The sequence below is a fragment of the Palleronia caenipelagi genome (assembly GCF_007004065.1).
Lineage (GTDB): Bacteria > Pseudomonadota > Alphaproteobacteria > Rhodobacterales > Rhodobacteraceae > Palleronia > Palleronia caenipelagi.
This window is the reverse complement of sequence record NZ_VFSV01000003.1, coordinates 1-23,686: the sequence shown is the minus strand read 5'-3', so window position 1 is coordinate 23,686 and position 23,686 is coordinate 1. Positions and strand designations below refer to the sequence as shown.

Annotated in this window: 27 protein-coding genes, 2 tRNA genes and 1 pseudogene; 12 read left to right on the top strand and 18 right to left on the bottom strand. The window is 61.4% G+C overall.

Going from position 1 to position 23,686, the window contains the following annotated elements; all coding sequences use genetic code 11:
- On the top strand, positions 1–1,995 hold the full coding sequence (locus tag FEV53_RS02090) for a ComEC/Rec2 family competence protein (protein WP_142833167.1): 1,995 nt from the start codon (positions 1–3) through the stop codon (positions 1,993–1,995).
- Here FEV53_RS02090 and lexA read toward each other — a convergent pair.
- From lexA to tyrS, 5 genes are read right to left on the bottom strand one after another with little or no spacing between them, the layout of a single operon-like run.
- Positions 1,989–2,657 carry a transcriptional repressor LexA gene (gene lexA / locus FEV53_RS02085; RefSeq protein ID WP_142833166.1) on the bottom strand — a complete coding sequence of 223 codons (669 nt, stop codon included), beginning with the start codon at positions 2,655–2,657 and terminating at the stop codon, positions 1,989–1,991. The genes FEV53_RS02090 and lexA overlap by 7 nt on opposite strands.
- Positions 2,658–2,713: 56 nt before the next feature.
- Positions 2,714–3,895: a molybdopterin molybdotransferase MoeA gene (locus FEV53_RS02080; RefSeq protein ID WP_142833165.1), complete on the bottom strand. Its 1,182-nt coding sequence runs from the start codon at positions 3,893–3,895 to the stop codon at positions 2,714–2,716.
- A complete protein-coding gene (gene moaC, locus FEV53_RS02075) occupies positions 3,892–4,368 on the bottom strand; it encodes a cyclic pyranopterin monophosphate synthase MoaC (protein WP_142833164.1) in 477 nt (158 codons plus the stop codon). The genes FEV53_RS02080 and moaC overlap by 4 nt, the downstream gene beginning before the upstream one ends.
- Positions 4,365–5,180, bottom strand: coding sequence for an indole-3-glycerol phosphate synthase TrpC (gene trpC, locus FEV53_RS02070; protein WP_142833163.1), 816 nt, complete (start codon positions 5,178–5,180; stop codon positions 4,365–4,367). Before trpC ends, moaC begins: the two co-directional genes overlap by 4 nt.
- The gene (tyrS, locus tag FEV53_RS02065) at positions 5,180–6,427 is read right to left on the bottom strand and encodes a tyrosine--tRNA ligase (RefSeq protein ID WP_142833162.1); all 1,248 of its coding nucleotides are present in this window, start codon (positions 6,425–6,427) and stop codon (positions 5,180–5,182) included. Before tyrS ends, trpC begins: the two co-directional genes overlap by 1 nt.
- A 63-nt stretch (positions 6,428–6,490) precedes the next feature.
- On the opposite strand from tyrS, the gene FEV53_RS02060 reads away from it, so the two are divergent.
- Positions 6,491–7,627 carry an anhydro-N-acetylmuramic acid kinase gene (locus FEV53_RS02060; RefSeq protein WP_142833161.1) on the top strand — a complete coding sequence of 379 codons (1,137 nt, stop codon included), beginning with the start codon at positions 6,491–6,493 and terminating at the stop codon, positions 7,625–7,627.
- Between the two features lie 50 nt (positions 7,628–7,677).
- Positions 7,678–7,762 (top strand) — tRNA-Leu (locus FEV53_RS02055).
- Between the two features lie 84 nt (positions 7,763–7,846).
- Here FEV53_RS02055 and FEV53_RS02050 read toward each other — a convergent pair.
- Positions 7,847–8,047, bottom strand: a complete 201-nt coding sequence (locus FEV53_RS02050; protein WP_142833160.1) for a tyrosine-type recombinase/integrase — start codon at positions 8,045–8,047, stop codon at positions 7,847–7,849.
- Positions 8,048–8,305: 258 nt separating this feature from the next.
- On the opposite strand from FEV53_RS02050, the gene FEV53_RS22085 reads away from it, so the two are divergent.
- Genes FEV53_RS22085 through FEV53_RS22080 form a run of 3 tightly spaced genes read left to right on the top strand, consistent with a single transcriptional unit; the run spans position 8,306 to position 9,205 of the window.
- On the top strand, positions 8,306–8,563 hold the full coding sequence (locus FEV53_RS22085) for an IS3 family transposase (RefSeq protein ID WP_142833159.1): 258 nt from the start codon (positions 8,306–8,308) through the stop codon (positions 8,561–8,563).
- 43 nt (positions 8,564–8,606) lie between these two features.
- The gene (locus FEV53_RS20735; RefSeq protein ID WP_185962063.1) at positions 8,607–8,843 is read left to right on the top strand and encodes a hypothetical protein; all 237 of its coding nucleotides are present in this window, start codon (positions 8,607–8,609) and stop codon (positions 8,841–8,843) included.
- 8 nt (positions 8,844–8,851) lie between these two features.
- Positions 8,852–9,205 carry an IS3 family transposase gene (locus FEV53_RS22080; protein ID WP_185962062.1) on the top strand — a complete coding sequence of 118 codons (354 nt, stop codon included), beginning with the start codon at positions 8,852–8,854 and terminating at the stop codon, positions 9,203–9,205.
- On the opposite strand, the gene FEV53_RS02035 is transcribed toward FEV53_RS22080, so the two are convergent.
- The 5 genes from FEV53_RS02035 to FEV53_RS02015 form a co-directional block, all read right to left on the bottom strand.
- Complete coding sequence (locus FEV53_RS02035; protein WP_142833157.1) at positions 9,116–11,134, bottom strand: ASKHA domain-containing protein; 2,019 nt, start codon at positions 11,132–11,134, stop codon at positions 9,116–9,118. The genes FEV53_RS22080 and FEV53_RS02035 overlap by 90 nt on opposite strands.
- Positions 11,135–11,198: 64 nt before the next feature.
- On the bottom strand, positions 11,199–11,426 hold the full coding sequence (locus FEV53_RS02030; protein ID WP_142833156.1) for an N-(5'-phosphoribosyl)anthranilate isomerase: 228 nt from the start codon (positions 11,424–11,426) through the stop codon (positions 11,199–11,201).
- Positions 11,427–11,461: 35 nt separating this feature from the next.
- Complete coding sequence (locus FEV53_RS02025) at positions 11,462–12,424, bottom strand: methyltetrahydrofolate cobalamin methyltransferase (RefSeq protein WP_142833155.1); 963 nt, start codon at positions 12,422–12,424, stop codon at positions 11,462–11,464.
- A gap of 34 nt (positions 12,425–12,458) precedes the next feature.
- Positions 12,459–13,382 (bottom strand): methylenetetrahydrofolate reductase, encoded by a 924-nt coding sequence (locus FEV53_RS02020; RefSeq protein WP_142833154.1) that lies wholly within the window; start codon positions 13,380–13,382, stop codon positions 12,459–12,461.
- Positions 13,383–13,415: 33 nt separating this feature from the next.
- Positions 13,416–13,712 carry a virulence factor gene (locus FEV53_RS02015; RefSeq protein WP_142833153.1) on the bottom strand — a complete coding sequence of 99 codons (297 nt, stop codon included), beginning with the start codon at positions 13,710–13,712 and terminating at the stop codon, positions 13,416–13,418.
- Positions 13,713–13,942: 230 nt separating this feature from the next.
- On the opposite strand from FEV53_RS02015, the gene FEV53_RS02010 reads away from it, so the two are divergent.
- Positions 13,943–15,058: a Ppx/GppA phosphatase family protein gene (locus tag FEV53_RS02010; protein ID WP_142833152.1), complete on the top strand. Its 1,116-nt coding sequence runs from the start codon at positions 13,943–13,945 to the stop codon at positions 15,056–15,058.
- Between the two features lie 12 nt (positions 15,059–15,070).
- Here the strand turns inward: FEV53_RS02010 and FEV53_RS02005 are convergent, their stop codons facing one another.
- On the bottom strand, positions 15,071–15,421 hold the full coding sequence (locus FEV53_RS02005) for a DUF1428 domain-containing protein (RefSeq protein WP_142833151.1): 351 nt from the start codon (positions 15,419–15,421) through the stop codon (positions 15,071–15,073).
- Positions 15,422–15,552: 131 nt separating this feature from the next.
- On the opposite strand from FEV53_RS02005, the gene FEV53_RS02000 reads away from it, so the two are divergent.
- On the top strand, positions 15,553–16,260 hold the full coding sequence (locus FEV53_RS02000; protein WP_142833150.1) for an RlmE family RNA methyltransferase: 708 nt from the start codon (positions 15,553–15,555) through the stop codon (positions 16,258–16,260).
- 6 nt (positions 16,261–16,266) lie between these two features.
- On the opposite strand, the gene FEV53_RS01995 is transcribed toward FEV53_RS02000, so the two are convergent.
- A complete protein-coding gene (locus FEV53_RS01995) occupies positions 16,267–17,586 on the bottom strand; it encodes an ATP-binding protein (RefSeq protein WP_142833149.1) in 1,320 nt (439 codons plus the stop codon).
- A gap of 38 nt (positions 17,587–17,624) precedes the next feature.
- On the opposite strand from FEV53_RS01995, the gene FEV53_RS01990 reads away from it, so the two are divergent.
- The 3 genes from FEV53_RS01990 (at position 17,625) to FEV53_RS01980 (ending at position 19,783) form a co-directional block, all read left to right on the top strand.
- Complete coding sequence (locus FEV53_RS01990; protein ID WP_142833148.1) at positions 17,625–18,512, top strand: MBL fold metallo-hydrolase; 888 nt, start codon at positions 17,625–17,627, stop codon at positions 18,510–18,512.
- A 40-nt stretch (positions 18,513–18,552) separates the two neighbouring features.
- Positions 18,553–18,627 (top strand) — tRNA-Asn (locus FEV53_RS01985).
- Between the two features lie 241 nt (positions 18,628–18,868).
- Positions 18,869–19,783, top strand: coding sequence for a DUF4238 domain-containing protein (locus tag FEV53_RS01980; protein ID WP_142833147.1), 915 nt, complete (start codon positions 18,869–18,871; stop codon positions 19,781–19,783).
- A gap of 271 nt (positions 19,784–20,054) precedes the next feature.
- Here the strand turns inward: FEV53_RS01980 and FEV53_RS01975 are convergent, their stop codons facing one another.
- The gene (locus FEV53_RS01975) at positions 20,055–20,561 is read right to left on the bottom strand and encodes a hypothetical protein (protein WP_142833146.1); all 507 of its coding nucleotides are present in this window, start codon (positions 20,559–20,561) and stop codon (positions 20,055–20,057) included.
- 149 nt (positions 20,562–20,710) lie between these two features.
- Positions 20,711–21,541 carry an HNH endonuclease gene (locus FEV53_RS01970; protein ID WP_142833145.1) on the bottom strand — a complete coding sequence of 277 codons (831 nt, stop codon included), beginning with the start codon at positions 21,539–21,541 and terminating at the stop codon, positions 20,711–20,713.
- Positions 21,542–21,596: 55 nt separating this feature from the next.
- On the opposite strand from FEV53_RS01970, the gene FEV53_RS01965 reads away from it, so the two are divergent.
- A complete protein-coding gene (locus FEV53_RS01965; protein WP_142833144.1) occupies positions 21,597–21,806 on the top strand; it encodes a hypothetical protein in 210 nt (69 codons plus the stop codon).
- 38 nt (positions 21,807–21,844) lie between these two features.
- Here FEV53_RS01965 and FEV53_RS01960 read toward each other — a convergent pair whose 3' ends face one another.
- The 3 genes and pseudogenes from FEV53_RS01960 to FEV53_RS21855 form a co-directional block, all read right to left on the bottom strand.
- Entirely contained in the window at positions 21,845–22,219 is a 375-nt protein-coding gene (locus FEV53_RS01960; RefSeq protein WP_142833143.1) for a DUF1353 domain-containing protein, read from the bottom strand.
- A 143-nt stretch (positions 22,220–22,362) separates the two neighbouring features.
- Positions 22,363–23,085, bottom strand: a complete 723-nt coding sequence (locus FEV53_RS01955) for a hypothetical protein (RefSeq protein ID WP_142833142.1) — start codon at positions 23,083–23,085, stop codon at positions 22,363–22,365.
- Positions 23,085–23,686: pseudogene (locus FEV53_RS21855) on the bottom strand (hypothetical protein); the annotation flags it as partial. The gene FEV53_RS01955 and the pseudogene FEV53_RS21855, both read right to left, overlap by 1 nt.

The window sequence follows — 23,686 nt, the reverse complement described above, 5'->3', positions numbered from 1 at the left end:
GTGAAGGCAGCGCGTTTTATCGAAGCGCCGGTTTGGCTCGCCTGCGGAATCGGTCTGTACTTCTGGCTGCCGGTGGAGCCGGTCCGCGCGATCTGGGTCTTCACCGGGATCAGCATTTTGGTTCTGCTACCCATCGCGATGAGGTGGCCTGCGGTCGCGGCCGTGGCGCCACTGGTGATCCTCGCCGGGTTCGGTATCGGCGGCATCCGCACCAATCTGGTCGCCGCTCCCATCCTCGAGGGCCGCTATTATGGCGCGGTGGAAGGACGGGTCATCGCGCTGGATCGCTCGGCCTCGTCGCGGCTTCGTATCACCTTGGACCGGGTCGTACTTGAAGACCGTCAGCCGGAAAAGACGCCGCAGCGGGTGCGTATTTCGCTCCACAGCAAAATTACGGCGCTCGACCCCGCACCGGGCCAGACGGTCATCGTGACGGCCTTTCTCTCGGCTCCGGATGGACCGGTTGAGCCCGGCGGCTTTGATTTCCGCCGAATGGCCTATTTCAAGCGGCTGGGAGCTGTCGGTTATGCGCGCGCTCCGGTCTTGCTCCTTCAAGACGCGCCGGAGCACTTCTCTCTGAGCCGATTGCGCCACCGGATGTCCCGCGCGGTTCAGAAAATTGTTCCGGGCGATGTAGGCGCGTTTGCTGCTGCAATCACCACCGGAGACAGGGCCGGATTGTCAGAGACGGCCCTTCAGGCACTACGGGCGACGAACCTTGCCCATTTGCTCGCCATATCGGGAATGCACATGGGGATGCTCACCGGCTTGGTATACGCAGCCCTTCGCGTGACGCTGGTCGCCCTTCCGGCGGTCGGATCTGCATTGCCGGTTCGGGCGGTGGCAGCCGCCGGGGGGCTCGCAGCGGGCGGTCTCTATCTGGCTCTTTCGGGAGGTAATGTCGCGACGCAGCGGGCTTTCATCATGGCTGCGGTTGTGTTTGTCGGGCTGATCGCGGGGCGGCGCGCCCTGACATTGCGCGCAGTTGCGCTGGCCGCGATGATCGTGCTCACGCTGAGGCCCGAGGCGCTTGCAGGTCCGGGCTTTCAGATGTCGTTTGCCGCGACCACTGCTCTCGTTCTGACGTTTCGAAGCACCTGCATCATGGGGCGGTTGCCTCGTGGCAAGGTGCGACGCTGGGCCTTGTCCCTGCTGTTGTCATCCGGTGTCGCGGGGGCCGCCACACTTCCCATTTCGGCGTATCATTTCAATCAGATCGCCCAGTTCGGCTTGCTCGCCAATCTGTTAGCGGTTCCGCTTCTGGGGCTCGTAGTTATGCCGGCGGCAATCACTTCGGCGCTCCTTGCTCCATTCGGGGTGGGGGAGTGGGGGGTGCATGTCATGGCCCTGGGTATTGGCCGAATCCTCGCAGTGGCCCATTGGATCGCTGCGTTCGAGGGCGCGGTGCGGCCTGTCCGTTCACCGATGCCGGTCGTGTTACCCCTGCTGAGCTTCGGCTTCTTGGGATGTGTGCTGGGACAACGTGTCGTCAAGCTTGGCGGGGTGGTCCTCTGTGCGATAGCTTTGACACTCTGGACTGTCGATGCACGACCGGATCTGGTGATCGATGGCCGGGGTGCCCTTGTCGGGATACAAACCGAGGCCGGGCGGGCTCTGTCGCGGCCACGGGGTGGTGGATTCGCGGCACGGGTTTGGCTGGAGAATGACGGCACGCCCATGGATCAAAGCGAAGCGGCCGGGTTGCCCGGATGGAGCGGCCCCCCCAAAGACCGGGAGGCGAGCATCGGGCGCTGGCGGATCAGGCACCGGACGGGTGGGGACGGCCCCACGGCAGACCTGTGCTATGTCGAAGCGGAGCAGACCGGTGTGCCGGTCTGCGTCACTCTGAATGAACGATTGCTGCAACAAACCGGCGCGGTTTCCATAGCTGACGCCGGACGGGCAGTTCTCCGAACAGCGCAGGAGGTCACTGGGCGACGACCGTGGTCAGTTGCCAAGGCCTTGAATATCTCCTTGCCGGCCCCGGATCAATAGGTACGCAAAAGCCCCACAAGCCGACCCTGCACCGTGACCTGATCGTCCCGATAGACACGATCCTCGTATGCAGGGTTGGCAGCGACCAAACGGACCATGCCGCCTTCGCGCCGGAGGGTTTTCAACGTCGCCTCTTCGCCCTCCACCAGAGCTACAACGATCTCGCCATCGTCAGCACGTTGGGTTTCGCGAATGATCACCATATCCTCGTCATGGATTCCGGCGTCGATCATTGAATCCCCGCGTACCTCCAGAGCGTAATGGTTTCCCTGCGCGGAGAGCATATGGGGCGGCACGGATATATGACGGGAAATCTGCGAAATTGCTTCGATCGGCACACCTGCGGCGATCCTGCCCATGACAGGGATCTCGTTATCCGCCACGGGCGCGCTGGATTTACCCCCATCGATCACCCGGGGAGCAAATCCGGTGCCATCCGGTCCTATGGCATCCGGCAGCTTTATTACCTCGATTGCCCGCGCCCGATGGGGCAGGCGGCGTATAAACCCGCGCTCCTCGAGCGCAGTGATCAGCCGGTGGATGCCCGACTTCGATCGAAGGCCCAGATGCTCCTTCATCTCGTCGAAGGAGGGCGGAACACCGTCATTCTTCAACCGTTGTTGGATAAACCCAAGCAAATCGAGTTGTTTACGCGTCAGCATGGCAGCTCCACCCGTTATTCAGATGCGATTTGTTCTACCGACGTTCGCCTTTTGTGTCAATCACCGCTGAGCGAAATATACTCCACAACTTCGCCTGATTGACGGTCGGGATCGTGGGGAGGACGGATCATCAGAGCGTCTGCCTGAGCGAGAAGGCCGATCCGGGCGCTGTCCTGGCTCTCGGCGGGCAGGAGGCCTTTGGGACCGAGCGTCGCGCGCATGTAGTGTTCGCGTGGACCGTTGGCGCCCAGCGATGCGGCAAGAGGTGAGGTTTTGCGTGGTGCGGGCGCTTCCCCAAGGCCCATCATCTTGCGCAGGACCGGGATTAAAAAAACCGTTCCGCAGACCATCGAAGACACGGGGTTTCCGGGCAGACCAATCATTGTGGTCCCGGCGATCCGGCCCGCCATCAGTGGCTTTCCCGGACGCATGGCGACCTTGTAGAAACTGCGGTTGAGGCCGAGCCGGGCGGCACTGGTGGCCACCACATCATGGTCGCCGACAGAGGCGCCGCCGATGGTCACGATCAGGTCGGCCCCTGCGGCCATGTCGAAGGCGGCGGAGAGAGAGGCCTCGGTGTCGCCGGCGATGGGCAGAATGCGCGCGCGCCCGCCAGCGGCTTCGATCATTGCGGCGAGGCCAAGATGATTGCAGGCGTAGATCTGGTCTGCAGCTGGACTGTCCGCCGGGTCCACCAATTCATCGCCGGTGGAGATGATGGCGACGCTTGGCTGGCGGATCACAGTGACCGTAGACTGGCCCATCGCGGCAAGCAGGGCAATGTCAGCAGGGGTTAAACGCCGTTCGGGGCCAAAGGAAAACCCCGCGTCGAAATCAGCACCTTTGCGCCGGATATAAGGGCCGGGGTCGGGGTCGTCGCCGATGGTGATCCGGTCACCCTGACGCAGCACGTCTTCCTGAATGATGATCCGTTTGGCGCCGTTGGGCGCCGGAGCACCCGTGAGAATACGCACGGCCTCACCGGGGCGCAGGTTATCCCGGTAGGCATGGCCAGCGGCGCTCTCACCCACGACGCGGTACTGCGCACCGCTCAGCGGATCCGCGTCGGCGATGGCGTACCCATCCATCGCTGAGGCATCGAACGGCGGTTGCGCGCGGGTCGCCGTACACGCGCAGGCAAGCACACGTCCGGCGGCTTGCCGGAGAGGCACCGCTTCAGCCCCGAGCGGGCGGACGAGGGCAAAGAGGTGGCTAAGTGCCTCTTCAACCGAAATCACGGGCGCGCCTCGTAGGTGCCGGATTTGCCGCCGGTTTTGGACAGGAGTCGGATGCCGCCGATCTCCATATCTTTCTGCGCAGCCTTCACCATGTCGTAGACGGTGAGGCAGGCGGTGGAGACGGCGGTGAGGGCCTCCATCTCCACGCCGGTCTGGCCGCCGGTTTTGACCGTAGCGGTCACCCGGAGCCCCGGCAGGTCGGTGTCAGGCACAATGTCGATGGCGACTTTGGTGATCGGCAGGGGATGGCAGAGGGGGATCAGGTCAGAGGTCCGCTTGGCTCCCATAATGCCCGCCAGACGCGCGACCCCGGCCACGTCGCCCTTTTTCGCCTGGCCCTCGGTGATAAGCGTCAGAACCTCGGACGACATGCGGACGAAACCTTCGGCCACGGCCTCTCGGGCAGTCACAGGCTTGTCCGAGACATCCACCATATGGGCGTCGCCGCTTGCGTCGAAATGGGTGAGGCTCACAGGGAGGTCGCCTTTGCCGTCAGAGGGTTGGCCAGCAACGCGCGGGTCGCCTCGGCCACGTCGTCCTGCCGCATCAGGCTCTCGCCGATGAGGAAGCAGCGGGTGCCATAGCTCGCCATATCCGCCAGGTCGTTTGGCGTGAAAAGCCCGCTCTCCGAGACCAGCATGCACTGCGGCTCCGCGATCCGGGCGAGGCGGCGGGTCGTGTCCAGATCGGTCTCAAACGTGTGCAGGTTGCGGTTGTTGATGCCAATGAGCTGGCTTTTCAGGCTGGCGGAGCGCTCCAGCTCCTCCTGATTATGCACCTCGATCAGGGCATCCATACCCCAATGGCGGGCCGCATCCTCAAGCTCGGCGGCCAGAGTGTCATCGACTGCCGCCATGATGATCAGGATGCAGTCGGCTCCCAGGGCCCGGCTCTCGGCCACCTGCCAGGGATCAAACAGGAAATCCTTGCGCAGGACGGGCAGGTCCACGGCATCGCGGGCGGCGACGAGGTAGTCCTCGTGACCCTGAAAAGACGGCGCATCGGTGAGCACCGACAGGCAGGTCGCGCCGCCGTCCTCATAGGCTTTGGCCAGAGCGGCGGGCTCGAAATCCTCACGGATCAGGCCTTTGGACGGGCTGGCTTTTTTCACCTCGGCAATCAGGCCATACCCTTGGCGGCTGGCCTTGCGCAACGCCTCGCCAAAGGGTCGGACCCGGGGACCCGAGCGCGCAGCACTCTCGATCTGCTCGGAACCGCGCTCCGCTTTGCGGGTGGCGATTTCCTCAAGTTTGTAGTCCTTGATGCGGTCCAGAACGGTAGCCATTAATCCTCCAGGGTCACCAGCGCGTGGCGTTTCTTACCGGCTGACAACTTAATCGGCAGCCTGTCCGGGTCCACCATCATTCCCGCATCCTCGATCGCCGCGTCATCGAGTCGCGCGCCACCCTCGGTGATCAGACGCTTCGCCTCTTTGCCGGATTTGGCGAGGCCGGAGCGCACGATCAGTTGCACGATGGAGATGCCATCGCCGATCTCCGAGGCCGGCAGGGCGAGGGTGGGCAGGTCATCCCCTACGCCGCCCTTTTCAAAGACTTCGCGCGCGGTGGCATGGGCAGCCTCGGCGGCCTCGCGGCCATGGCAGAGCGCCGTGACCTCATTGGCGAGGATGACCTTCGCCTCGTTGATCTCCGCCCCTTCGAGCGCACCGAGCCGGTCGCATTCATCGACGGGCAGCTCGGTATAGAGCTTGGCAAAGCGGCCCACATCCGCGTCGGTGGTATTGCGCCAGAACTGCCAGAACTCATAGGGAGACAGCATATCGGCATTGAGCCAGATCGCGCCGTTCTGGCTCTTGCCCATCTTGCGTCCGTCCGAGGTGGTCAGGAGCGGCGTCGTCAGCCCGTAGATCTCGCTCTCGGCCACGCGCCGCGCAAGGTCGATGCCGTTGACGATATTGCCCCACTGGTCCGAGCCGCCCATCTGCAACAGACAGCCATGGCGGCGGCTCAGCTCAAGGAAGTCATAGGCCTGCAAAATCATGTAGTTGAATTCGAGGAAGGACAGGGATTGCTCCCGGTCGATCCGCGATTTCACGCTCTCAAAGGACAGCATCCGGTTGACCGAGAAATGCCGCCCGATATCGCGCAGGAAGTCGAGATAGTTCAACCCGTCAAGCCAGTCCGAATTATCCAGCATGATGGCGTCCGACGGCGCGTCGCCATAGCTGAGATACTTGCGGAACACACCCTTCATGCTCTCGGCATTGGCGGCGATCTGCTCGGGGCCAAGCAGCGGCCGTTCATCGGAGCGGAAGGACGGGTCGCCCACCTTCGTCGTTCCACCGCCCATCAGCGTGATCGGCTTATGCCCGCATTTCTGATACCAGCGCAGGAGCATGATGTTCAGCAAATGCCCCACATGGAGCGATTTCGCCGTCGCATCATAGCCGATATAGGCGGGCACGACCCCCGACAGCAGGGCCTGATCAAGCCCTTCGATGTCTGTGCAGCCATTGATAAAGCCGCGCTCGGCGATGATCCTCAGAAATTCGGATTTCGGCTGGTACGTCATGGGGCTCCTGGTCCATGCTGGTTCTGCTGCTGCTATACCGAGCCGACCGCATAGAGGAAAGTCATGATCAGGTATGCGTTAAAGGAAGGCCCCGTCTGGGCTCTGGGGACCATGTCGGGAACGTCGCTTGATGGGGTCGATGCGGCTCTGGTGCTGACCGATGGGCAGGATATCCACGGCTTTGGCGTCGGCGCCTACCGCCCCTATGAGGAGGACGAGCGCGAGACTCTGCGCGCTGCACTGGGCCGCTGGGACGGGCTGGAGCAAGTGGCGCGGCTGGTCGAAGGCGCGCATCTGGAATGTCTTGCGCCGATTCCGGGAGCGGATGTGGTCGGGTTCCATGGCCAGACCACGGCGCACGATCCGGGCGGGCGCGGCACCTGCCAGATCGGCGACGGGGCGCGGCTGGCCCATGCGCTTGATCTGCCGGTGGTCTGGGATTTCCGCAGCGCCGATGTGGCGGCGGGCGGGCAGGGGGCGCCGCTCGCGCCGTTCTTTCACCACGCCGCGCTACGCTATGCGGGCATCGAAGAGCCCACGGCGATTCTTAACCTCGGCGGCGTCGGGAACCTCACCTGGGCCGACCCCCGGATCAAAGGGCCCGCCGAACCGGGCGCCTGCATGGCCTTCGACACCGGCCCCGCCAACGCCCCCCTGAACGATCTCATGCGCGCCCGTAGGGGTCTCGACCTCGACGCTGAGGGGGCGCTGGCCGCCGGCGGGACGCCTGACGCCGCCGTGCTGGAGCGGCTGCGACGCGATCCGTTCTTTGCCCTGCCAGCGCCGAAATCCCTCGACCGGGATGCCTTTGCGTGGCTGGCTGACGCAGTTGCGACCCTCTCCGACGCGGACGCCGCCGCGACCCTGACGGCGGTCGTGGCCGAGAGCGTGAAGCTCGGGCTCCGGCTTTGCCCGGAGATGCCGGCCCGGATCCTCGTGACCGGAGGAGGGCGGTTGAACCCGGTGATGATGGTAGGGTTGCGCAGGGTCACCAATCTGGCCGTCGAACCTGTTGAAGAGATTGGGCTCGATGGCGATATGCTGGAGGCGCAGGCATTTGGCTATCTGGCGGTGCGGGTGCTACGCGGCTTGCCGACCTCCGCACCCGCAACCACCGGAGCTCCACGTCCGATCTGCGGCGGACGGGTCTCGGAGCCCGGCGACTTTAGTGCCCGTCTCGGACAATCTGCCTGGCCCTGACATTTCCCCTCGCATCCCGTTTTCGGCTTTGCTAGTGCTGCAGGCAGCGTGCGGGTGTGGCGGAACTGGTAGACGCACCAGATTTAGGTTCTGGCGCCGCAAGGCGTGGGGGTTCAAGTCCCTTCACCCGCACCAATTTGAAATCATTGGCGTAATTGGCGTGTCGTTGGCTCTTTCTGTTGCGTCAGAAGTGAGAGTTTCGCACTGGGTTTCGCACTTTCAAGTTCCGCTTCCGCTCCATTCAAGGCGGGCCTGAGCCCGCTCCGAAGCGGCTTTTTGGTCAGCTTGCGACCGGTATTTCTGTACCATTGCCAAAGACTTGTGACCTGTGACGGCCTGAATTTCGCAGTCGGAGCAACCCGCCTCTGCCAGTTCCTTCGCAGCGATATGACGAACTTGTCCAATAATGCTTCCTTCCATTCCTGAGAAAGGATCGCACCATCAAACCGTCCGATCAAACACATACAGGTCGATCCAATGGTGCATCAATGGCCAACTGTACAAAGGGCAGTTCCGGGTCCTGTACTTCGCGGGCGACCATCTACTCATACAAGTTAGCTACCATGCTGAACTCAAGAGATTAGTCCCACACCCTTATCGTGCAACAAAGCTCCCGCAAAGCGTAATGCGGGGTTTTGACACTTTGCCGGCTGTTGTGCCTGTCGCGCAGCTGGCTCTATGGACGCCACGCCAGCACGCCCGGTCGTGATGACCGCGGGGCTCCGCGCAGGGCGCTGCTGGAGCGGAGAGCATTGTTTCGAAGCCCGCAAGGAACGCTACGGATCCAAACGCATCCACCGGGATCTGCGCGCTGACGGGGAGCGGGTGTCGGAGCGGCATGTGGCCAGAATACTACGGGAAAACATCCTCTCATCCCGTCGCCAAACCTGTTGCAGCGGACGGTTCACGGCACCAACCCGAACACCATCGGGCTGACGAGTATCACCTATGTCGGCAGTGACGAGGGCTGGCGTCCGCCATGGGCCTCAGACCAATGGCGGCCGCATGGGCGGACCTGGCGGCGGTCAAGGATATGGCCACGCGCGAAACCGTCGGCTGGTCCATGGCCGATCACCTGCGGGTCGAGCTGTGCTGCGGCGGGCTCCGGATGGCCCTGAACCGGCGCAGGCCGGTCCCCGGCCTGTTCCTGTACTTGATAGAGGCGTGCAATACGCCAGCGGAGACTCCCGCAAGATCATCCATCGTGCCAAGCTGACCCAATGCATGAGCCGCAAGGGGGAGCGCCTCGATAACGCCCAGATGGAGACCTTCTTCACCTCACTGAAAAAGGAGCTGGTCCACCGCCAACGGTTCATAACGCGAGCACTGCCTAAGGCTGCAAACTTCGAATACACCGAGGCCTTCTACAACCGCCAGCGCACCACTCCGCCATCAACTAACAAACGCCGGCCCAGGCGTTCAAAGAAGTTCGATGGAAAATGGCCTCGTAGGATCAACAATCAGACTGACCGGAAACCAGGACGAAGATCAGCTCTTGCGGCGGCGCCTGCGGGGACGTTCTCCTTCGCCGCCACCCGCGCCGTAGGACACGTTCGGCAGCGACGTGATTGCGCGTAACTCGGGGAAGGTATCTACCGCGTGGGGCAGAGCGTTTGCGGCGACGAAATGTTCCTGAAACCGGGGTTCAATGGCGGTCTCGACCTTGCGGATCTGGCCGACGGTGGCTTCAATTTCGGCCCGGGCGGAACGGTTGAGAAGCGCGATCCGCGCGCCAGTTCCCGCCGCGTTCCCGGCGCTGGTCACCTGTTCGAGCGGGACATCCGGAATCATCCCGAGGATCAGAGCGTGCTTTGGACTGATATGGGCACCAAAGGCACCAGCCAGCACCACGCGACTGACCCGGTCAACGCCGCGCTCGTCCATCAGCAGCCGGGCGCCCGCATAGAGCGCGGATTTCGCGAGCTGGATCGCGCGGATATCGCCTTGGGTGACGCGGATCTGCCGTCCGTCCTTCTCATGCAGGACATAGGCATGGGTGCGCCCTTCGGCGATAACACGGTCAGAGCCGACCTGTTCGGCTGACCCGATGAGCCCCGACGCATCGACGATCCCGGCCTGCCGCATCTCAGCTACGACCTCGATGATGCCCGAGCCGCAGATGCCCGTCACATTGGCGTCAAAGCCCGGCTCATCTGACCAGCGCTCCTCTCCAATCACCCGAAATCGCGGCTCGCGGGTCACAGGGTCGATGCGCACGGCCTCGATGGCCCCGGGGGCAGCGCGTTGACCTGCTGAGATCTGCGCACCTTCAAAGGCCGGGCCGGTGGGCGAGGAGCAAGCGAGCACGCCGTTCCGATCCCCCAGCAGGATCTCCGCGTTGGTGCCTACATCCACAATCAGCGTCAGTTCATCCTGTTCGCCCGGCGCCTCGCTCAGCGCAACGGCGGCGGCGTCCGCCCCCACATGGCCCGCGATGCAGGGCAGCAGATAAGCCCGGGCCTCGGCGTTGACGCCAGTGATCTCAAGGGCCCGTACGGCGAGGCGCAATGCGTCGGAGGTCGCCAGTGCAAACGGTGCCTGACCCAACTCCAGCGGGTCTATTCCGAGAAGGAGGTGATGCATCACCGGGTTGGCCACAATTACGCATTCGACGATGGTCTGGCTTTCGATCCCGGCTTCCGACGCTAGTTCTACGGTAAGCTCGGAGATGGCCGTTCGGACGGCGGCGGTCATTTTTGCGTCGCCGCCGGGGTTCATCATGACGTAGGAGACGCGGCTCATGAGGTCTTCGCCGTAACGGATCTGGGGGTTCATCCGACCGCCCGAGGCGATGACATTCCCCGTCGTGAGATCGCAGAGATGCGCGGCGATGGTGGTCGAGCCGAGATCGATTGCGAGCCCATAGAGGCCCCCGTCATAAAGACCCGGCCACAGATCAAGGAGCCGCGCCGGAGCGTCACCGTCGTCATGGACGGCGACGGTGACGCGGAACGCACCCTTTCGCAGGATTGGCTGGAGACGGGTCATCACGCTCAGGGGTGTTTCGACAGCGCCGATCCCCCATTGCTCCGACAGCGCTTCGGTCAGCCGTTGCAGATCGCCGGAGGGTTCGTGCATGTCAGGCTCAGCCACCTCGACATGGTAAAGTCGCGTGGCGGGATCCATGTGGATGACCCGGGTGTCTGCCGCTTTCCGGACGACCTGCCGGTGAAGCTGGCTCTCCTCCGGGACATCGACCACGAGATCGCCGAGAATTTGTGCCTGACAGCCAAGCCTGCGGCCCTGTTTCAGGCCGCGCTTTTCATCGTAACGCGCCTCAGTCGCATTCCAACCGGAGATGGCGGCCTCGGAGACTGTGATCCCGTGTTTGGAATGGGTTCCGAATTGCGGCTCGATCTGGCATTTGGAGCAAATGCCGCGCCCACCGCAGACCGATTCAAGGTCGACCCCAAGCTGTCGTGCGGCCTCCAGAACCGTCGTTCCGGCCTCAACCTGCCCGCGGCGGCCCGAAGGGGTGAAAATGACGGTCCGAGTCTCAGATGTCATGATGCGATCCGCGCGTGTTTCTTCGGGGAAATATCGTAATGTGACGTCTCAGCGTCTGATCCGATCAGCAGATCATACGGATCGGATCCTGATTGCAGACGACGATGAATTGCGTGCGGGTCTTCAGCAGATGAAAGCCGCGGCGCTGGACGTCTTCCTGGAATTCGTCCACGCCGATTTCCCGCTCGACCCAGCGGATCGAGCGTCGCACGATACCACCTGTGCGTGCCGCCTTCGCTGAAAAAACCATTTTCTGCTTCAGGTCCCGAAGAAATGTGCCATCTTGCGCCATAGGCGCAGTTAGGACCGCAGAATTCTAACATCGGCTTAACCCCGACGACGGCGGCGTCCTCCGCGACCTGCGGAGGCGGCTTCGCGGGCAGCCTGCGACGCGTCGGCAAAGCTCTCTCCCGCCTCCACGGCATCGAGGACTCGGGAAAACTTGATCCATTCGCCGCCATTCGGGTCGTGGTTCATCAGGAAGTTGGCCGCACGAATCGCTTCCATTTCGACTTTGCGGACGGGGTTCATAATCGCGGAGGTCATGCCCGCGCCAATGGCCATTGGCAGAAAGGCCGCGTTGATGCCGTGGCGATTCGGAAGGCCAAAGGAGATGTTCGACGCACCGCAGGTGGTGTTCACGCCCAGTTCATCGCGCAAACGGCGGACGAGGGTAAAGACCTGCTGACCCGCGCTCGCCATGGCACCCACGGGCATCACGAGCGGATCCACGACGATGTCATGGGCGGGAATACCGAAATCGGCAGCGCGCTCGACGATTTTCTTCGCGACGGCGAAGCGCACGTCCGGATCTTCGGAAATACCCGTGTCGTCGTTTGAGATCGCAACGACGGGCACGTTGTATTTCTTGACCAGTGGCAGCACGAGCTCCAGTCGATCTTCCTCACCCGTCACAGAATTAAGGAGCGGGCGGCCTTCACAGGCCTCAAGACCCGCCTCCAGGGCTCCGGGCACAGAGCTGTCGATGCAGAGCGGCACGTCCACCAGACCCTGCACCAGCTCGATCATCGACCTCATCAGCGGCGGCTCTGTCTCATTGGGGTTGGGGTTGGAGTTGTACACAACCCCCGCGTTCACATCGAGCACCATGGCCCCGCAGGCGACCTGCTCCAGCGCGTCCTTTTCGACGGTGGAGAAATCCCCGGCCTCAAGTTCGGCGGCAAGCTTCTTGCGCCCGGTGGGATTGATGCGTTCGCCGATCACGCAGAACGGCTCGTCAAAGCCGATGGTAACAGTCTTGGTCTTCGACTCGAGAACAGTGCGGGTCATGAGAGGTCCTTATGGGCCGGGGGGAGCGTGGAATTCAGGCGTTCTGAGCAATCTCGGCGGGGTTCAGTCGGGCATTGGCCCATTCGGTCGCCGCTTTGATACCGCCGAGCGGGAAGATATGGACCTGCTCAATGGGGAAGGACGGGTCGGCGGCTTTGGCCGCTGCAAGATCGCCAACAACCTCGTCGGGGGTGAACGGCAGGACAAGTTTGGTCACGTCCTTGGCGCGCTTTTGCAACACGCGCAGGGAGGGGCCGACACCGCAGGCGATGGAGAACTTGATCAGCGTTTGCAACTTGGCCGGGCCAGCGATTCCGATATGTACGGGGAGATTGATCCCCTCGCGGCGCATGGCCTGCGTCCAGGCGACGACCGGCGCGGCCTCGAAGCAAAACTGGGTGGTCAGAGCCATGCGGGCATCGGTGCGCTCGTTGAAGGCCTGTTTCCAGCGCAGCGCGTCCGTCACCGCACGGTCCGAACCGTCCGGATCGATGTCGCGGTTGCCCTCGGGGTGACCCGCCACATGCAGGTGGGTAAAGCCCGCCTGATCAAACAGCCCGGTCTCCAGCAGTTGCATGGAGCTGTGAAAGTCGCCCTTCGGCTCTTCGACGCCACCGGCGAGAATCAGCCCCTGTTTGATCCCGGCCTCTGACTGGTAGCGGTTGATCCACTCGGCCAGAGTCGCGCGGTCTTTGATGATCCGAGCGGGGAAGTGCGGCATCACGTCGAAGCCTTCGCCCGCGATCCGTTTGGCCGTCGCAACCATGTCCTCGAGGGGTGTGCCGTCGATATGCGCGATGTACACCCGCGTTCCCTGAGGCAGGATGGCGCGGAAGTCCTCGACCTTGGCGGCGGTGCGAGGCATGACCTCAATGGAATAGCCGGTCAGAAAGCCTGATACGTCAGGCGTCGTCGGAGTTGGATTGGACTGTTTGCGGCGAAAAGACAGAATAGACATCAGAGACTCCAACAGGGGATGAGCGCGCGCCATTCAGGCCCGCCCGTCATTGGTGATGAGCGCTTTGAGGCGCTCCTGGTCGTATTCGGCGTCGATCCGGGCGACGGTTGCTGCCGCCGCCTCCGCGTCCGATCCCTCGACCTCTCCGGCAGGCACTTTGCGCCATTCGGCCAGATAGTCGTCGGTCCCGGCAGCACCCGATTTCATCGCGGCCCGGTCGATCGCCTGCTCGAACCGTTCAGGCAAAGGCGCTTTGACGCCCCGCCGCCCCTTACCCGCGATCACCTGTGCAGGAATGTCCCGCCAGTAGACGATGGTGATCTGGGTCATGAGCTCCTCCCGGTTTCGCACTGACCTAGGGTCTTCGACGTTACGGAACATGCCGATTTTCGACATTTCCCCGCTGTGCTGCGACCTGAGAGCTACTGCAAACGCCCTTTGAGGGCCACCACGGCGATCCCCAAAAGATTTCATCATCTTGATGAGGTGTGGCGCAGGCGGTGCTTGCTTTGGGTCAGGCGGATGCCTACCGTGGGGGTAACTGAATGGAGGGCGACGTGATGGCGCCCAGGCGTCCCAAAGGTGCGGGCGCGTTCCCGATGCCGGTTGAGCCGCCGCGCACCGATAAACCAGACCCGGCATCCATGTATGCCGCGCTGGATCTCGGCACGAATTCGTGTCGCATGCTGATTGCCCAACCCAAGGGCAACCAGTTTCATGTCGTGGACAGTTTCTCGAAATCTGTCCAATTGGGCCACGGGCTTGAACGCACCGGGCGTTTGAGTCGTGGCTCGATGGACAAAGCGATTCAGGCGCTGAAAATATGCCGGTCAAAAATTCGCAACCGCAACGTGGAGCGGATGCGGCTGGTCGCAACAGAAGCGTGTCGTCGGGCGTCAAACTCAAAGCAGTTTTTGGATAAGGTACACCGTGAAGCTGGCCTGCATCTGGAAATCATCACGCCGGAAGAAGAGGCCCGCCTGGCGGTGATTTCCTGCGCACCGCTGGTTTCGACGAAAACCGAGCAACTGCTCGTCGTCGATATTGGCGGTGGCTCTACGGAACTGGTCTGGATCGACCTGTCCCGTGTGCCACGCGCGGACCGCCCCCGGGCAATCATGCGGCTCCATGCGGGGTTCACCCCGGCGGATGGCTCGCCGTTTCCGGCGGCGCGGGTGGTGGACTGGATCTCGGTCCCTCTCGGCGTGGCGACCTTGCGTGACCAGTTCTACGACGTCCGCAACGACGCCGCGCGATTCGCACTCATGAGCTGGTTTTTCGAGGAAAATCTTCAGGACTTCGCCCCCTATGCCAAGGAACAGGCGCGCGAAGGCTTCCAGATCATCGGCACGTCCGGGACGATCACCACGGTGGCGGCCAGCCATCTGGGGCTGAAACGCTATGACCGGAACCGGGTGGATGGGCTGCGTATGACATCCGACCAGATCGATGCGGTGATTCGATCCTATCTGGTGATGGGGCCCGAAGGCCGGCGCACGGATCCGCGAATCGGGCGGGACCGGCAGGCGCTGATCATGTCGGGCTCGGCCATCCTCCAGGCGTTGCTCCGGGTCTGGCCTACCGACCGGCTCTCGGTCGCCGATCGGGGGCTGCGAGAGGGGCTGCTCTACGCCCAGATGTGCGCGGATGGCGTGCTGGAGGACGGCCCCTACTGAACGAATAGGGTCTTACAAAGACCGTGAGGTCAGCTCTTCGAATCCGCCAAAGATCATCCGCTTGCCGTCAAACGGCATCTCCCAGCCCGGGTCCTCCTGCATCATTCGGGCCCATCCGGCGTCCCGGACCTCTTTGCTCGGCCAGCGAACCCAACCCATCGCAACCGTTTCGCCCGGCTCGGCTTTGACGGCCATGGGCAGCGAGGTCAGCTCTCCCTCCGGGACATCGGCTCCCCAGAAATCCGCGCAGGACACCGCGCCAAGGGTCTCGATGAAATAGGTCTGGGTCTCTTTGCAGAGGTCGGCGTAGCTGCCGCGTTTTCCATCCGGGACGGCGGCGATGAAAAGATCGGTAAAGGACATGGGGTACTCCTGAAACTCTCGCTACTCGCCTCATGGTAGCAGTGATGGAGCGGCGAGGATATCCGAAACGCCCCTTTGCACGGCGGGGTGGGGAGAGTATCTGTACACGACCAGAACGGGGAGACGATCAGATGGCCAGAAAATCGAGCGGGCGCGGCCAGCGGGATCTGACCGTCAAGGTTAAGACAGCGCGTGGGCGCAAGCTCTCTTCGACGCTCTGGCTGCAACGGCAGCTGAATGACCCGTATGTCCAGCGCGCCAAGGTCGAGGGGTTCCGGGGGCGCGCAGCCTTCAAGATCCTCGAGCTTGACGATAAATACCGTTTCCTCGTCCCAGGCGCGCGCGTCGTTGATCTGGGTTGCGCGCCGGGCGGCTGGTGTCAGGTGGCTGTCCCCCGGATCAACGCCCTGGGTGAGAAAAAGGGCAAGGCCGTGGGCCGGATCATCGGGCTCGACCTGCAAGAGGTTGAACCTATCGCCGGAGCTGAGATTCACCAGCTCGACTTTATGGCCGACGGCGCCGATGCACAGGTGAAGGAATGGCTCGGCGGACGGGCTGACGTGGTAATGTCCGACATGGCAGCCGCTTCTTCGGGGCATAAGCAAACCGACCATCTGCGGATCATCGCGCTTTGCGAGGCGGCGGCGGAGCTGGCTTTTGACGTGCTCGATGAGGGCGGGACCTTCGTGGCGAAGGTGCTGCAGGGAGGTGCCGAGGGAAGCCTCCAGGCTGAGCTGAAGCGCAGGTTCAGGACGGTCGCCAACGTGAAACCCCCTGCCAGCCGGTCCGACAGTTCGGAAAAGTTCGTCGTCGCGCGGGGCTTTCGCACGGGTGATTGAGGCCGTTCAGATCGGCAGTACCAACCGCGCCTGAAGTCCCCCGAGGTCCTGCGACTCGTCCAGCACGAGGGCCCCCCCGTGCTGACGCGCCACATCAAGAGCAATGGCGAGACCCAGCCCCACGCCCGCTCCTTGATTCTGGTTCCGCGATGAATCAAGACGCGTGAAGGCGCGCATGGCGGTCACACGATCGGCCTTGGGGATCCCCGGGCCATCGTCCTCCACCACAAACGACAGACTGCCACTGGATCGAATCAAAGACAAACGCGCTCTGGTTCCGTAACGGGTGGCGTTGACCAGCAGGTTTTCGACAGCCCGACTGACGGCGAGGGGGCGGAGATCAACCGGAGGGCAGGGGTCGATGCGCCCCGCTTCGACCGCCATCCCGGACCGAACGGCTTTCTCCAGAAGCTGCTGGCAGATCTCGTCAGCCCGCACCGGCTCCGGGTCATCCAGCGCCCCGTCCCGTGCAAAATCCAAGAACGCGTCCAGCATACGCCGCATTTCCGCCACGTCCTGCCGCATCGCAGGGGCCTCCGGATCGTCGCTCATCTCCAGCCCCAGATTGAGCCGTGCCAGCGGGGTACGCAGGTCATGGCTCACACCCGACAACATCGTCGTCCGCTGCTCGATCTGGCGCTCGATCCGGTTGCGCATATCGAGAAACGCCTTTCCGGCATTGCGGACCTCAGTCGAACCGGACGGACGATAGACCACGGCCCGTCCCCGCCCAAAGGCTGTGGCGGCTTCGGCCAGACGGGCGATGGGGCGCAGCTGGTTACGTAGAAACAGAAAGGAAACCAGTGAGATGAGGAGCGCCGTCAATCCCATGATTACCAGCAGCTGATGGGGGTTCTTGGCCGAGATCCGGTCCCGGTCAATCTCCAGTCGCAGGGGGCCATGGCGAGTCGTCAGGGTCAGTTCAGCTTTGCCATCGTCCTGCACCAGATCGACCCCCTGAAGGGCGGCGATCTCGTCGCGCAGCGTCGGCCAGATCATGCGGCCCGAGATGTCATAAAACGCCCGCGTTTCGCCCGACACAGGCGCCGGATCTGGCAGCGCGGCATTCATGTCGAATGCGTCTGCCAGATCCTGTGACAGAGGGAGTGCCGTCTCAAGGCTGGGCGCTGTGTCGACCTGTTCCAACATGTGCCGGACTTCGAGCCCGACATTGTGAGTCATCTGAACGGTGACGTCTTCGAACAGCCGTTGAATGAATACGACGGACACGACCACCAGCAGGACCACTACCGGAAGAAGCAATATCAAGGCGCCCCGCCAATAGAGGGACCGTGGCATGTAGGTCTTGAGCCAAGACAATGACATGCCCATAGACTAGAGCGGCTTGGGGGCGAGGGAAAGCGATGGACGCGCTGACGGAACTGGAGTCGGGTCTGAGGGTCATTCGGGCGCCAAACCCATCGCCGATGACAGGGCCGGGGACAAACACGTATCTTCTGGGTCAACGCGAGATCACTATCATCGATCCCGGACCAGTCAGTGTCCCGCATCTGGAAGCAATCCTTGACGCAACCCGAGGCGCACGGATTGCCCGCATACTGGTCACTCACTCTCATCTCGATCATTCTGCGCTAGTGCCCCGGCTGGCAGAAGAGACCGGTGTGCCGGTCATTGCCTTTGGAGACAGCGCAGCAGGCCGCCCTTATCCGGCGTTGGCCGGTTTGGGTGGCGGGGAGGGCAGGGACGAGCAATTTGTCCCGGATTACCTTCTGTCCGATGAAGAGACCCTTCAGGTCGAAGGTGAAGGTCTGACGGCGCTCTGGACCCCCGGCCACTTCGGCAATCATCTGGCCTTTCTGTGGAACGGCGTCGGCTTTTCTGGTGATCTGGTTATGGGCTGGACCACGACGCTGATCTCACCTCCCGACGGCGACGTCGCGCAATTCCGGAGCTCGTGTCGGAGATTGGCGAAATGGCAACCTGAGCGGCTTTATTCCGGGCACGGTGATCCGATTGAGGATCCCGCGGCCCGGATCGAGTGGCTGCTGGACCACCGGGACGAGCGGGAGGCGCAGATTCTTGCGGCGCTCGACGAGGAACCTGGATCGGCTCACGATCTGTCCGGGCGAATCTACACGGACATCCCGCCTCACATGCTCCCCATCGCGGCGCGAAACGTACTGGCCCACCTTCTGGATTTACAACGCCGTGGCCTGATCATCGCGTTCGATACCCTGACGGCGAGTACAAAGGTGCGCCTCAGATCGATTTTTCCGCCAAACCCCTCTTGAAGCCTCAAACCCACCTTGTTATAGGCCGAGCATACCGTGTTCCGGCGTAGCTCAGCGGTAGAGCAGTTGACTGTTAATCAATTGGTCGTAGGTTCGATCCCTACCGCCGGAGCCAAATATTGATTTAAAATCAGCTTGTTGAAGCTTACAGACTCTAGTGCTTGTAGCGTGACACACATTTCTGCAGTGTCTGTAGCGTGACACACTGTGGCGTGACACACATTTCTGCAGTGTCTGACAACCTTCCTTGCAGCAGCGCTCTTTTTCATTTGATATGCTTTGAGGGACCGCATTCTTGTTGCCAATTCATCTTCGGAGGTGTTCGAGTTTTGCAAAAAAGGGGGTATGGCTAAACGTTGAGTGTACCGAAAAGGCATCATTGGTGGCCACAGCTGAACTCAGGACATTGGTGTAGCACCGACGGCACGATCCAAGTTCTAAGCCGGGATGGAAGCTCGTTTCGTGGAAAACCAAGAGGGCTAGGAGTTGTTGGACAGCTGTATTCGAAGGATCTCGCTGACGGAACAAAGGATGTTTCAATTGAAACTTGGTTTGCCAACGATATCGATGGACCGTTCGCATCGCTCCTGAAGAAGCTCATCGACGATAAGAACCTGAGAAATCGAACATTTAGCGGAGACCACAAAAAGCGAAAGCTCTCAAATGAACTCGGCTTAAGAATCGGCAATACCATTGAGTACATGGAGGTGTCTGAGCATGAACTCGAAGTCCTAAGCCGTTATGTTGCAGCATTGCTGGTCAGAAACCCTAATTATTTAAAAAAACTCGCACAGTTTCACTCCGACCAATTGAATCCTAAACATAGTTCCCTAGACAACATGAGGTATGTTTTTGAGATTTATGCAAATCGGCTTTTATGTGCAGATTTTGTAATTCTTAAAAGAGATGCAAGGAACGAGTTCCTCTTTTCTGATGGAGGCATAGTGGCTCGCGAACCCTGGTCGCGATATGGTGGCATACCATTTGATATACACTATCCAATGACACCTGATTATGCTCTCCAGGCTCTACCGGCGATCAACCAGAATTTTAAAGGAATTATTCATTATATCAAAGCATCGAATACTGGCATTGCCGCGCAGAATCGTATTTCTCTTGAGGTCGCTAAAAATCAAGTATTTGGACGTGCCCCACTTCCGAAGAACTTTGTGTTAAAGAATTGGGGACGGGCGGCCCCCCACCACATTGCGTATAGGCATGTTGATGGGCAGCTAGAAACAAGCGTCAGTTGGGGGCGATTTTATCACTAAGGCGAGTTTGGCATTGCGGCGAGTTTTTCAAGCTATGACAATCACTTTTTAGCGCGTGATTTAGGGTGATAAGCACCCTTACAGTCTTCAAACTGTCTCATTCCGTTCCCGCTCAAGACTCTTTTTTAAAGTCCCTGCTACTGGGGCGCCTGAGTGACTATAGCCCGTCGAAACTCTTGCCCGATCCTGGCGGAAGATTCCTCGAATGCTGAAGATCGGGTATGCGGATGAAAGCTGTCGTCTCGATATGGCTGGACCAACCTCTGCTTACTTAATCCCTCTTTAGGCTTTCGACTTCCAGCCGTAGTTTTTCAATTTCTAGTGCATGACGAGCGTCATCTCTACTTTTCTTTTTTGCTGAAAAATACAGTCCAGAAACAAATGCAATTGCCGATCCTAACATGCCTATGATCGTTAAAGCGATCTTAGGATCTGCGAGATAGCTCCAATAAAAGTTGCCTCGGGGAGCTGCAGATTCAATCATATACTCGCGATCTGCTTCTAGAATTTCTTTACCTAGGCTATAAAGTTGCATGGGAATTTCACCGACGCGCAGATTTAACTCTTCACCCAGATCGAGTGTTGAAAGATCATTCGCAGTCCGCTCAATTTGCTTTCTGCTATCAGATCCTATAAACGCCATCTCACCCGGTATTGGGCCGCTGATGTATGACCATGGTGGCACGTTTGAAAGCCAGTACGTAAGCAGAGCACTTCCAACAATAAGCCCGAGTGCCGCGATCAGTATGGTCCAAAAAGATTCGAAAAGCTGCTTCATTCTTCCAGTTTTCATATGAGATCCATGTGTTTAAATATTCTTTCAAAGACATTTAATCGCGCTGCACCATCCATAGATTCGGGTATCACTGCTGCCATTCGGTGTAGCGACTAGTCGACGCAGTCGTTTGGAGTGTCACTAAAGGATCTTTAAACCGCTCCATCGAACGCACTCTCCAACTGTCCCAGCTTTTCGATCAGCATTTCGTTCAATCTCGTGCCTTCAGCTCCGAAATGGATCTCACGGTGAACCGTAGGACATATGGCAGCGACGAACCGCGGGTCGTCTGGCCCATCGTCCGATAGTCGTCGCGTGTGATGGACTTCAAGGTACGGCAGTCCTGCCTTTGTCTCGAACGGCGCCGGCTTTCCTGTCAGTTCGCATCGGCCATTCGCGCGGGCCAAAACATAGTCCTTCACCGCCTGACTTCTTCGCCTATATGCTTGTGGAGCGTTCCGCCAATCCTTCGTCTGGGATGGCACCGCCGCTTTCAAAGCCCTTCGCCGGAGTTCTGTTAGATCTGCAATCTGTCCGTTTTCTGATATATCCGGCCCGGTGGAGGATAGTTCGGCTTTCAATCGAACGAGGTGGAATTGGATGCATTCTCTCATCACCCCACTGCTATCAGGACCGTCGAATGTGTCCCAAGACTGGCAGATAAAGGACCCCATGAAACGGACTGGCTGACTCTTTCCTAGCGACTCGAAAAGTAATAGCTCTTTGCCGTTGTCCACATGGTCTCGAATAGCTTTGTTTCCGCCTTTAAAGGTCATGTCCCCTGATTGACCCTCTCCGGTGTAAAGGAAGAGCTCGTCATCTCTCCAGCCGTCCTGGTAACCGTGCGCCTCGCCGCTTTTACCGGTGAAAATGAAGATGTATGGCCAATCTTTAGGGGTAGATATGCCGCCCTGACGTTGTCCGCCAAACCTTGCATGAATGTCGGCCCTTCGCGAGTAGCCTTGCCCAACAGTAAACGTCATACAACTTCACCCAGATAGTAACGAAATCTTGGTTAGTTTCGCGCATCTCTTCAGAATGCGCTACTGGGCTTTCTTCTCCGACCTTGAGGCGACCTGCCAAGGCCCGAATTCGGGTTGGTTGAGGGCTTTAAATGTTGCGGAAGCGTTCGACCTTCTTGGGGGCGACGACTTTAGCATTATCGAACTGCCAGATGATCAGGGCTTCCCGACGGAGGCGGTTGGCGAAATTTACTGGGAGCAACCCCAAAAAGATGGGTGTGACTGAGCCAGTCCAAGATGATTCGCCGGTCGACCCCCGACCTGTCACGGTCTGCCCATCCCCAGCACCCAGAGAAGAAAGCGGCGGGCGCGCATGGCGCTGTAGGCGACCCAGGTGCGGAAGGTGGGGGCGTGTTCGCTGAGGGCGGCTTCGAACCACTGGCTGTCGGCGAAGGCCTCGCGGAACCCCTCCTCGAGGAGGGTGTCGTGGATGGCGGCGGATTTGAGATAATAGGGATCGTCGGGCGACCAGACCCATTGCAGGCTGCGCGGGACGGAGCTTTCGAACTCGCGGTGTTCCGGCACGGTGAGGAGCCAGCCGCTATTTTCCTTGCCGATCCACCAGGGGAGCGGTTTGGTGGTTACGTAGCTGCGGCGCCCGCCTTTGCGGCACCAGCTGGTATCGGGGGTATGGGTCATGGGCGGTCCTTTTGGGCTTGCGGCCGGGCGCAGAGATCATCGGCAGACTTAATCATAGGGCGATTCCCCGGATCCCGGCGAGACAGGTCTCGGTTCGAGCCACATCAGCCGCATTGATGACCCGCCCAGGCCAGCGGACAATCTCACCAGAGCCTCCATTTGCGGGTCAGGTAGGCCTGGACATGGGCGCGCTGGTTTGGGGTCAGGGCCGTGAGATAGGCCAGCACCTCGCAGATCGGCCCGCGCCAGGAGCGGCCGAGGGTGGCCGCCGCGTGCTGGAAGCCGAAGGCGGCGAGGGTGAGGTGGGGCAGGCTCTCGGTGCTGGCGGAGAAGTGCAGGATGGAGAGGGGCAAGGGCAGCATGGCGCTGCCGAAGGCGCCGCCGTTGATCGAGACGCTGGAGACGAGCTGCCCGGCATTGCCGAAGGCGAGATGGGATTTGCCGATCTCGCCCACCGCCGTGCATTCATTGACCGCCGCGCGGGAGGAGAAGACCGCGTTATAGGTGGGCCATGTGGCGGTGGTGCCGCCGGCGAACTGGCAGACGACGAACAGCTCGGCCACCTGGGCATCATTGGCGAGCGACAGGCCGAGATTGTTGGGCGCGTCGGGCCAGAGCAGAGCGGGACGCCCGCCGGGGCCGCCGGTGGGGGCATAGGCGGGACCGCCCGCGCCCACGGCCGTCAGGCCTGGGCCACCGGGGACGCGGTTGGCATTGGCGATCACGTCGGCGCTGCCGAGGCTCAGGGTCTCTGGCGTGGCGGCATCGAACCAGCCGATGAGGCCGGGCAGCTGATCGGGACCGGCGGTCCGGGCGCGGGCGGCCAGCAGGCCGGGGGCGGCGGCGAGACGCAGGCGGGCGGGCATCAGGAGAGCGCCCCGGCCACGATCCAGGCATTGGGGCCGCGCTTGTAGCCCCAGAGCCCCTGCCAGCGTCCGAGCGTGGCGACCGCCCCGCCTGCGATGCTGTTCAGGGTGACGCCGGGGGCGGCGGCGACCGTCACATCGCCCGCGCCGATCTGGACGATGGTCACCGAGGCACCGACCGACATGGGCAGGGTCGCGTCATCGGGCAGCGTGACCACCACCGGCGTGGCCGCGTCGACCTCGAGGATCTGGCCCCGGTCGCTGGAGAGGATGGGGCCATCGGCGCTGATCACGCGCAGGGTGCTCAGTTCGATCTGATCCTCGCTGACGCCGGGCACCCCTTGCGGGCCTTCGGGTCCCTCGGGGCCTTGCGGTCCCACCGGCCCCGCGGGTCCGACCGCGCCCTGCGGCCCCGGCGCGCCATCGGCCCCGGCGGGTCCCTGCGGTCCGATCGCCCCATCAGCGCCATCAGCACCATTGGCCCCGGCCGGGCCTGCGGGACCTGCCGGTCCGATCGGGCCGGTGATATCCGCAAGGCTGTAGAGCCGCGTCTCTTCCGCCTCCCCGGCATAGGCCCAGAAGACCTGCCCGTCATGGAGGC

Bases quoted from the DNA above. Each gene is read 5' to 3' on its own strand.
- lexA (WP_142833166.1), bottom strand. From the start codon at position 2,657: ATGCTGACGCGTAAACAACTCGATTTGCTTGGGTTTATCCAACAACGG.
- trpC (WP_142833163.1), bottom strand. From the start codon at position 5,180: ATGGCTACCGTTCTGGACCGCATCAAGGACTACAAACTTGAGGAAATC.
- tyrS (WP_142833162.1), bottom strand. From the start codon at position 6,427: ATGACGTACCAGCCGAAATCCGAATTTCTGAGGATCATCGCCGAGCGC.
- FEV53_RS02060 (WP_142833161.1), top strand. From the start codon at position 6,491: ATGATCAGGTATGCGTTAAAGGAAGGCCCCGTCTGGGCTCTGGGGACC.
- FEV53_RS02050 (WP_142833160.1), bottom strand. From the start codon at position 8,047: ATGGAAGGAAGCATTATTGGACAAGTTCGTCATATCGCTGCGAAGGAA.
- FEV53_RS22085 (WP_142833159.1), top strand. From the start codon at position 8,306: ATGGACGCCACGCCAGCACGCCCGGTCGTGATGACCGCGGGGCTCCGC.
- FEV53_RS20735 (WP_185962063.1), top strand. From the start codon at position 8,607: ATGGGCCTCAGACCAATGGCGGCCGCATGGGCGGACCTGGCGGCGGTC.
- FEV53_RS22080 (WP_185962062.1), top strand. From the start codon at position 8,852: ATGAGCCGCAAGGGGGAGCGCCTCGATAACGCCCAGATGGAGACCTTC.
- FEV53_RS02035 (WP_142833157.1), bottom strand. From the start codon at position 11,134: ATGACATCTGAGACTCGGACCGTCATTTTCACCCCTTCGGGCCGCCGC.
- FEV53_RS02030 (WP_142833156.1), bottom strand. From the start codon at position 11,426: ATGGCGCAAGATGGCACATTTCTTCGGGACCTGAAGCAGAAAATGGTT.
- FEV53_RS02025 (WP_142833155.1), bottom strand. From the start codon at position 12,424: ATGACCCGCACTGTTCTCGAGTCGAAGACCAAGACTGTTACCATCGGC.
- FEV53_RS02020 (WP_142833154.1), bottom strand. From the start codon at position 13,382: ATGTCTATTCTGTCTTTTCGCCGCAAACAGTCCAATCCAACTCCGACG.
- FEV53_RS02015 (WP_142833153.1), bottom strand. From the start codon at position 13,712: ATGACCCAGATCACCATCGTCTACTGGCGGGACATTCCTGCACAGGTG.
- FEV53_RS02010 (WP_142833152.1), top strand. From the start codon at position 13,943: ATGGCGCCCAGGCGTCCCAAAGGTGCGGGCGCGTTCCCGATGCCGGTT.
- FEV53_RS02005 (WP_142833151.1), bottom strand. From the start codon at position 15,421: ATGTCCTTTACCGATCTTTTCATCGCCGCCGTCCCGGATGGAAAACGC.
- FEV53_RS02000 (WP_142833150.1), top strand. From the start codon at position 15,553: ATGGCCAGAAAATCGAGCGGGCGCGGCCAGCGGGATCTGACCGTCAAG.
- FEV53_RS01995 (WP_142833149.1), bottom strand. From the start codon at position 17,586: ATGTCATTGTCTTGGCTCAAGACCTACATGCCACGGTCCCTCTATTGG.
- FEV53_RS01990 (WP_142833148.1), top strand. From the start codon at position 17,625: ATGGACGCGCTGACGGAACTGGAGTCGGGTCTGAGGGTCATTCGGGCG.
- FEV53_RS01975 (WP_142833146.1), bottom strand. From the start codon at position 20,561: ATGAAGCAGCTTTTCGAATCTTTTTGGACCATACTGATCGCGGCACTC.
- FEV53_RS01970 (WP_142833145.1), bottom strand. From the start codon at position 21,541: ATGACGTTTACTGTTGGGCAAGGCTACTCGCGAAGGGCCGACATTCAT.
- FEV53_RS01965 (WP_142833144.1), top strand. From the start codon at position 21,597: ATGCGCTACTGGGCTTTCTTCTCCGACCTTGAGGCGACCTGCCAAGGC.
- FEV53_RS01960 (WP_142833143.1), bottom strand. From the start codon at position 22,219: ATGACCCATACCCCCGATACCAGCTGGTGCCGCAAAGGCGGGCGCCGC.
- FEV53_RS01955 (WP_142833142.1), bottom strand. From the start codon at position 23,085: ATGCCCGCCCGCCTGCGTCTCGCCGCCGCCCCCGGCCTGCTGGCCGCC.